This window comes from uncultured Tateyamaria sp. (assembly GCF_947504105.1).
Taxonomy (GTDB): domain Bacteria; phylum Pseudomonadota; class Alphaproteobacteria; order Rhodobacterales; family Rhodobacteraceae; genus Tateyamaria.
The window spans coordinates 1-7,382 of the sequence record NZ_CANNGP010000084.1 but is presented as its reverse complement, the minus strand read 5'-3'; the positions used below and the strand labels follow the sequence as shown (position 1 = coordinate 7,382).

Annotated in this window: 11 protein-coding genes; 6 read left to right on the top strand and 5 right to left on the bottom strand. The window is 58.0% G+C overall.

What is annotated here, in order from left to right:
• The first annotated feature begins 210 nt into the window (after positions 1-210).
• Entirely contained in the window at positions 211-933 is a 723-nt protein-coding gene (locus Q1A75_RS22970) for a UPF0149 family protein (protein WP_299593247.1), read from the top strand.
• Positions 934-1,186: 253 nt separating this feature from the next.
• Here the strand turns inward: Q1A75_RS22970 and Q1A75_RS22965 are convergent, their stop codons facing one another.
• Genes Q1A75_RS22965 through Q1A75_RS22955 form a run of 3 tightly spaced genes read right to left on the bottom strand, consistent with a single transcriptional unit; the run spans position 1,187 to position 3,161 of the window.
• The gene (locus tag Q1A75_RS22965) at positions 1,187-1,948 is read right to left on the bottom strand and encodes an ABC transporter permease (RefSeq protein WP_299555949.1); all 762 of its coding nucleotides are present in this window, start codon (positions 1,946-1,948) and stop codon (positions 1,187-1,189) included.
• Complete coding sequence (locus tag Q1A75_RS22960; protein ID WP_299555951.1) at positions 1,945-2,217, bottom strand: hypothetical protein; 273 nt, start codon at positions 2,215-2,217, stop codon at positions 1,945-1,947. Before Q1A75_RS22960 ends, Q1A75_RS22965 begins: the two co-directional genes overlap by 4 nt.
• Positions 2,214-3,161 carry an ABC transporter ATP-binding protein gene (locus tag Q1A75_RS22955; RefSeq protein ID WP_299555953.1) on the bottom strand — a complete coding sequence of 316 codons (948 nt, stop codon included), beginning with the start codon at positions 3,159-3,161 and terminating at the stop codon, positions 2,214-2,216. Before Q1A75_RS22955 ends, Q1A75_RS22960 begins: the two co-directional genes overlap by 4 nt.
• 335 nt (positions 3,162-3,496) lie before the next feature.
• On the opposite strand from Q1A75_RS22955, the gene pyrE reads away from it, so the two are divergent.
• Positions 3,497-4,033 (top strand): orotate phosphoribosyltransferase, encoded by a 537-nt coding sequence (gene pyrE, locus Q1A75_RS22950; RefSeq protein ID WP_299555955.1) that lies wholly within the window; start codon positions 3,497-3,499, stop codon positions 4,031-4,033.
• Positions 4,034-4,122: 89 nt separating this feature from the next.
• Here pyrE and Q1A75_RS22945 read toward each other — a convergent pair whose 3' ends face one another.
• Positions 4,123-4,260 (bottom strand): hypothetical protein, encoded by a 138-nt coding sequence (locus Q1A75_RS22945; RefSeq protein WP_299555959.1) that lies wholly within the window; start codon positions 4,258-4,260, stop codon positions 4,123-4,125.
• A gap of 25 nt (positions 4,261-4,285) precedes the next feature.
• Here Q1A75_RS22945 and Q1A75_RS22940 point away from each other — a divergent pair, with 25 nt between their 5' ends.
• Genes Q1A75_RS22940 through Q1A75_RS22925 form a run of 4 tightly spaced genes read left to right on the top strand, consistent with a single transcriptional unit; the run spans position 4,286 to position 7,074 of the window.
• Complete coding sequence (locus Q1A75_RS22940; RefSeq protein WP_299555962.1) at positions 4,286-4,483, top strand: TRAP transporter small permease subunit; 198 nt, start codon at positions 4,286-4,288, stop codon at positions 4,481-4,483.
• A complete protein-coding gene (locus Q1A75_RS22935) occupies positions 4,480-4,935 on the top strand; it encodes a TRAP transporter large permease subunit (RefSeq protein ID WP_299555964.1) in 456 nt (151 codons plus the stop codon). Before Q1A75_RS22940 ends, Q1A75_RS22935 begins: the two co-directional genes overlap by 4 nt.
• Complete coding sequence (locus Q1A75_RS22930) at positions 4,838-5,782, top strand: dihydroorotate dehydrogenase (RefSeq protein ID WP_299555966.1); 945 nt, start codon at positions 4,838-4,840, stop codon at positions 5,780-5,782. Before Q1A75_RS22935 ends, Q1A75_RS22930 begins: the two co-directional genes overlap by 98 nt.
• On the top strand, positions 5,779-7,074 hold the full coding sequence (locus tag Q1A75_RS22925; protein ID WP_299593253.1) for a Zn-dependent hydrolase: 1,296 nt from the start codon (positions 5,779-5,781) through the stop codon (positions 7,072-7,074). The genes Q1A75_RS22930 and Q1A75_RS22925 overlap by 4 nt, the downstream gene beginning before the upstream one ends.
• 39 nt (positions 7,075-7,113) lie before the next feature.
• On the opposite strand, the gene Q1A75_RS22920 is transcribed toward Q1A75_RS22925, so the two are convergent.
• Positions 7,114-7,332 (bottom strand): hypothetical protein, encoded by a 219-nt coding sequence (locus Q1A75_RS22920; RefSeq protein ID WP_299593256.1) that lies wholly within the window; start codon positions 7,330-7,332, stop codon positions 7,114-7,116.
• Between the last annotated feature and the right edge of the window lie 50 nt (positions 7,333-7,382).

The following is a 7,382-nucleotide window of genomic DNA, read 5'->3' as shown; positions in this document are numbered from 1 at the left end:
TTTGGACAACCCATTTGGCTTAGATCTCCACGAGGAAGAGGATGAAATGCAAGAGATCGACGACTTCTTTAAAAATTTGTAGGACAGGGTGAGGTCCGCGAGGGAGTGAGATATTCGCCTCCCTGAAATCCGACGCTTCCTCAAAGGCCAGTTGGACACGGACAGGACCGACGAACTCTCAACCCTTATGCGCAAAGCAGGGCTGCCGATATGAACCTAAAAACCAAACTGTCTGATCGCGAAGAGCAAATACTCGATGATTTCCTTGGTCGGGTGCGTGGCGGTGCGATCCCGAATATCGAAGCGCTCGATGGGTTCTTTGCCGCACTGGCATGTTGCCCGGATCTGGTCATGCCAAGTGAATACATGCCCATTATCCAGACCGGTGAGACTGATGACGGTGCTCTCGACTTCGAAAGCATGGAAGACGCTGAGCAATTCATCGAATCGGTCAACCGGCACTGGAACCATGTGAACCAACAGCTCGATTCAAAAGAGGTCTACCTGCCGCTTCTGTTTGAGGATGAGCAGGGGAAGGTTCGGGCAAACCATTGGGCCCAAGGGTTCCTTCTGGGCACCAATTTGCGACCGAATATCTGGCCCGAAATCATGGACGGCGAAAACGAAGGTGGTGCTATGGTGCCAATCTGGGCGCTGGCCTATGAGCATCATGAAGATCCAGAGATGCGGCCCTATGACGAGCCCATATCGGATGAAAGAAGAGAAGAGCTGGTTGTTGGCGCCGCCGCAGGCGTCATGCGGATGCATCGATATTTCCTGAAGCAACGCGATCTATACACGCCACCTGCCGGGACATTCACACACCAGGGCGGGAAGGTCGGTCGAAACGAGCCCTGTCCTTGTGGGTCAGGCAAGAAGTTCAAGAGTGCTGTGGTCGGCGTTCCATGTTGCACTAAACCCGTTCGCACATAATCCGGGTTCAGCCAGATGATTGCAGGCTGGTTGCAAATAATCTGGGTTCATTCGCAGGCAATCCGAGTTTAACCCCCTCAATAGATGCAGTTAATTCGGGCTGAAAAACGCGAAGATTGCAAGCTGATCCGATTATGTTTGCAGGTCGTTACACCTAGCCTTGGTTTTCAAACCGTGAAACATTAGGCTGGCCGGACACCAACGATGTACCTTCACTGTTGTAAAACATAAACCGCGCCTGCAGGTAATAGGCTCAAATATCTTGAGTTTCGATCCGCCTCTCCTGAATCTGCGTGGCGATCCAGGCAAGAAAAACATAGGCAAGCCCAACACAGCAGGCCAAACCGAGGCGCCAATCCCGCATATGCGTGCCGCCCGTGTCCTCCATCCACCGGACCAGAGGCCGCAGTGGATTTACCATCAGCAGGTGGTCCATGAGGCCCGAAAGATCGTCGACAACACCGGATGTCAGTACTACAATGAAGAAGAGCGAGTTGATGAATATCTGATAGTCGCGCATAGAAATGATCGCCATCGCGCACAGCAGGCCAACGAAGCTGAGGGACAAGCAGGCAATCACGGTTGCAATCGAAAAATGCGTGATGACGGCAAAGCCGCTGCCGAGCGCCAACATGGTCGGCAGCGCCACGACCAAAACGGTGAGGACAGCGATGCCCGCAGCCCAGATCACCTGCGTCAGCCCGAACTCGAACAATCCGACCTGAGACACGATAATGTAGCGCAGCACCCCCCAATTGCGCAGCCGCGCAAATATCGTAGCGAGATAGAAGACCGAGGTGCCGACAGGCATCAACAGAAATCCGACCAGAAGAATTTGCTCAGGCTCCACCCCGGTTCCGGCGCCGTAGCGCACAAAGGTGAAGTAAAGAACGTAGAACAGCGGACCGAGCACGGCGTTGGCCAGCAATACCCCGACCGGCAAAGCCTCCGCATTCCCGCGATACCCCAGTCGTGCCACCGCATAAAGGTTCGCGCATTTGTCGGCGAGCGTCATCCCAAAGCTCCCTTCGCCATCAAGCGCTTTTGCATACGCCTCAGCAGGATCGCCCCCAGGGTTGAAAAAACCAGAATGGTCCAGCTGTTAACAAGGCCGGCGTTCACCAGGATGAACCAGAAGTCCTGTGCCCCGTCAAAGCCCGCTGGCCGGTTCAGGGCATAAAGCCAGACAGTGAAGACCGGTTGGACCACGCCAACGAAGATCATCATCGTGCGCCTGATATTCAGACGGATGAAAAGCCAGACAAGCTCGGCCATCCGCCTCATGACGCGCCCTCTTTGATCAGGGTTCCGTAAAAGTCTTCAAGCGACGCGCCCTCGACCGAGATGTTGTCAACCGCGTGCGCGGCCGTGGACAGCAGGCGGTAGAACGCCGCAATCCCGCTTTGGTTAAGGTTTAGAACAATCGTTGACCCGCCATGCGCCTCAACCACGTCCAAACCGGGATCAAGTGCTGCAAAGCCATCCAACGGCTCACTCTCGGCCAATGTAAATTTGACCCGGGACCTGTATTTCGCCCGCAAGTCCTCTACCGGAAAGACCCCCCTGTTCTCCCCTTCGATCAACACGGCAACGCGCGCGCAGGTGCTGTCGATATCGGTCGCATTGTGCGACGTCAGAATCACGGTCGTGCCGGATTGCGACAGATCCTTGATGATGTCGCGAATCCTTTGAACCGCATCAAAATCGAGCCCGATGGTGGGCTCGTCTAAGAATAGGACCGTCGGATCGTTGATCAGCCCCTTGGCCAGCAGCACACGCTGCTTCATACCCTTGGAATAGGTCATGGTCGGAGCGTGCCAGGCATCTTCGGCGAGGTCCACCTTGCGCAGAACAGTCTCGATCCGGGCCTTAATCCCGGCAGGCCGCAGACGATAAAGCAACGCAAACAATCTCAGGTTCTCATATCCCGTCAGCCACGGGTACAGGCCCTTGTCACCGCCTTCCACGACGTTGATCCGGCGCCGAAGCTGCTGTCGATCTGCCACGACATCCAGTCCGTCGACCTGGATCCGGCCACTATCCGGGGCAAGCTGTGTCGACATCAGCTTGATCAGCGTCGTCTTACCCGCACCGTTCGCGCCAAGCAGGCCAAAGACCTCTCCCTTGGCGATATCGTAGCTTACCGAACTGACAGCCTGTTTGGTACGCGATCTCGACACGAACCGTTTGGAGACCCCGTCAACTAGAATGCCATGTGCAGACCCCATGTCTTCTCCTATCCCCTGTGTTGCAATGGACCGATGCAAGTGCCGTATTTACAACAAGTGCCGGCCGCGACATGCACACCCCCCAGACCGACTTGGGCAGGCGTGAATGGGCGCTTTGATTGGCGTCAATCTTTGTACCGTCGGCCACCGGACCCAGTCTCCGCAAACCCTTAGACACCCGCCGAGTAGCCCGCCCGCAGCACCAAAGAGACGCGCAAAAGCGTGTCCCGATCCGCATACGGCGCAGGGTTTCTTGTGCAGCGCAAACAATGCCGCTTGCCGAACAATATCGATACATCTAGTAGAGGCTCGATTTATCCTTGAGGCACGAGCGTATGTCTGAACAGTCAACGACGTCATTGCAGGAACTCGCAAAGGGGATCACAGCCGTGTCCAGGCTGGAGGGCACCTTCGTGCTGCGCTCGGGACAGACCTCGAACCACTACTTCGACAAGTATCGCTTTGAAGGTCAGCCCAGCCTTATCGCGCCACTGGCAAAGGAAATGTGCAAACTTCTCCCATCGGACACCGAAATCGTTGCGGGTCTCGAACTGGGCGGCGTGCCCCTTGCGACGGTCATTTCCCTGCAGACCGGGCTGCCAACGGCATTCGTGCGCAAAACGGCCAAGACATATGGAACTTGCCGGGCCATCGAGGGACAAGAGTTCGCCGGAAAAAAAGTGACGTTCATCGAGGATATCATCTCGACCGGTGGTGCCGTGGCGGATGCTCACGGCCTCGCAACCGAAGCGGGCGCGACCATTCTGGGCGTCGTCTGCGCCATATGGCGCGGGGACGACACACCGCAGGTCAAGGCCGTACCGCACCTGCCGGTGTATCCGGTGTTCACGTCCGATCAACTGGAACCCTAACTCCCTACGCCGACCACCGGTTGCCGAACCGCAGCCTTGCACGGGCACCTGCCCGCTAAGCTGATTGTTGCTGCGAATGGCCAATCCCCCTATTTTGCCGCGTTCAGCAGTTTGTCGTTCTGGCGCAAGGCCCAGATCAGGTGCTTGCGCTCCAGTTTCGGCGGCAGAATGATCCGCTCAAGGTCCGGGCGCTGCTCTGGCGGCAGCCGGTCTATATGGCGAAACACCCATTTCCTGTTCTCGGTCTACATGATGTGGCTTGGATACCACCTGTCGTCCTTCGTGCTCGGCACAGGCCAGACAAGCCCCACCTTGGGCATCCCAACCGGGTATGTGTATCTGGCACCGGTGATCGGCTTCGCCCTTCTGGGTCTGCGCTTCGCGCTCAGCTTCATAGGAGCCATTGACCGCGCCTCGCCTCCGAATGCAGCAGAGGTCGATCCCGCATGATTGTCCTGATCGTCGTATTCGCCTTTGCGCTGCTTCTGCTCGGGTTCGAGATATTCCTCGTCCTCGGCATCCCGGCTCTGGCGATCAAGGAAGCCTATTTCGGTACGCTGCCAGATGCCGTGGTGGTGCAAAAGATCTTCGCCGGGATCGACCATACGACACTGCTGGCCATCCCGTTCTTCATCTTCGCGGCACATCTCATGGGGTCGGGCCAAATCGCGCGGCACCTGACTGATCTTGTCCGGTCTCTGCTGGGACACACACGCGGCGGCATCGGCCATACAATGATCGGCGGCTCCATGGCGTTCGGATCTGCCGCGAAGGGCCGGTCTTCGACATTCAGGAGGCGATCGGATGGTAGACCTGTCCACCAGATTAGGATCGCTGACGCTCAAGAACCCGATTATGCCCGCCTCGGGCACATTCTCCGAGGACCTCGCGGACGTGATTGATCTGAACGCGCTTGGCGCGCATGTGACCAAGACGATCACCTATGAAAAGCGCAGCGGCAATCCAACGCCGCGTGTGTGCGAGGTGCGTGGCTCGATGCTGAACTCCATCGGCATCCCGTCCAAGGGAGTCGAGCATTTCATCCAGAACGTGATCCCCTTCTACAAGGATTACGACGTTCCATTGGTGGTCAGCATCTCGGCTTATTCCGCCGACGATTTCGCGCGGCTTTGCGAGGCGATCTCGGTCCCGGGTGTGGATGCGATCGAAGTCAACATCTCATGCCCAAACATCGAAGAGGATGGAAAGGCATTCGCCATACGTCCCTCCTCTACGCAGCATGTCATGGCAAAGTTGCGCGGAGCATCGGACCTCCCTCTCTGGGCCAAGCTGTCGCCCAACACCGGTGAAACGACCGAAGTCGCGCTGGCCGCGCAAGAGGCCGGGGCGGACGCGCTCGTCGTGGCCAACACGCTGCTGTCTATGGCAATCGACACCCGGTCGCGCAAAACCAAGCTGGGCAACCTGATGGGCGGGCTATCTGGCCCGGCTCTGAAACCGGTCACGCTCCGCATGGTCTATCAATGCACCAAGGTGGTGGACATCCCGGTGATCGGCTGCGGCGGCATCTCCGACGCCGAAGACGTGCTCGAATACCTGATCGCAGGCGCCTCGGCGGCACAGGTCGGGACAGCCACATTCATTCAACCGACCGCAATGCCGACGATCCTGCAGGATCTCGTCAATTACATGGAAGGGCGCAACATCGCCGCGCTGACAGAACTGATCGGGTCGGTGCGCGACAGCGATGCGGTCGACGCCGCGGTCTTCATGGAGACGGCGCCATGACAAGGGTATTGGACTGGTCGGTGCGCGCAGATGAGCCATTGCTGGCCGAAAAGCTGTTTGCCGATATTGCGGCAATCGGGCCAGACAAGGTCGGTGTGAGCCGTCCTGCGTTCTCCGACATCGAAACGGCGTCTCTCAACTATCTTAAGTGGGTTGCCGAATTGCACGGACTGACGGCAGCCTTTGACGAGGGACAGAACCTCGTGATGAGCCTGCCGCAAGATGAGAATGCTGACCGGTTCGTTCTGGTCGGAAGCCACATGGACAGTGTTCCCATGGGCGGGAATTTTGACGGGCTGGCCGGCGTCATTGCAGGACTGATGTGCCTTATGCGCGCGCATTCCAGCGGGGCGCGCTTTGCCCTCCCCGTCAAAGTCATTGCGATGCGCGGTGAAGAAAGCGCCTGGTTCGGTCCATGCTACATCGGCTCCAAGGCCCTGATGGGGATGCTCGACAAAAGCGAACTTGCAGCGGCGCACAAGGGTGACCAGCGCAGTCTCGACGATCATATGAAACGGGTCGGTATCGACACGGCCCCGGTGCGCGCCGGACGCGCCCTGCTCCCTGTAAAACAACTCCTCGAATACATCGAACTCCACATCGAACAGGGTCCGCTATTGGTGGGCAAGGACCTGCCTGCGGCGGTGGTTTCGGGCATTCGCGGCAACTTCCGGCATAAACAAATCCGCTGCGTAGGCGAAACGGGGCACTCCGGCGCCGTTCCGCGCGCCTTCCGGCACGATCCGGTGCTGGCGGTCGCCGATCTGTTCATGCGGCTGGACGACGGCTGGCAGGCGATCACCCGAAACGGGGGCGACCTCGTGGTCACCTCCGGCATGGTCCACACAGATGTCGACAAAGACGCGATTTCAAGGATCGCGGATCATGTCGACTTCTCGCTCGATGTGCGCAGCCTAAGCCCGGATACTCTGGATGACATGCGCGCCCTCCTGACGCGCGAACTCTCGAAGATCGAAGCGGAACGGGGGGTACGTTTCGAACTGGACAGCGCTAACCAGACCGCCCCCGCCCAGATGCACACCCGTGTGGTCACCGGGCTCCAAGCCGCAATGAAGCGCGCCGGGTTCTCGCCGCTGATCATGCCATCAGGCGGCGGACACGACGCCGCCGTCTTCGCCAATGCGGGCGTACCGACCGGGATGGTCTTTATCCGCAATGGAAACGGCTCCCATAACCCAGACGAAGCGATGGACATCGATGATTTTCTGGCCGGGATGTCAATCATCTACACCTACCTCATGGAAGAACCGGCATCTCAACTGTCTACATAGCATATTGCCCGCGTAGGCTATGGATTTACCTTGATCGAATCAAAGAGAATGGTCTTCATCAAGATCTCTGTCCCGCGTATTTTCATTCCCGATGTCGCGCTCCTCTGCCTTCTGTAGGTCGTCCTCGATCTCCAGTTGCTCGCGCGGCTTGTTCAACACGTCTTTCAGGCGCTCATTCACGGACGGCTTGTGGTCCTCGCGCCCAAGGAAGACGCAAAAGGTGGCGCGCGGATCGTCCCGAGGACATTGCCAAGTCACTTGCTCGTTCCGAGCAGCCAGACGGCACAATGGCATATGCCAGCATCACT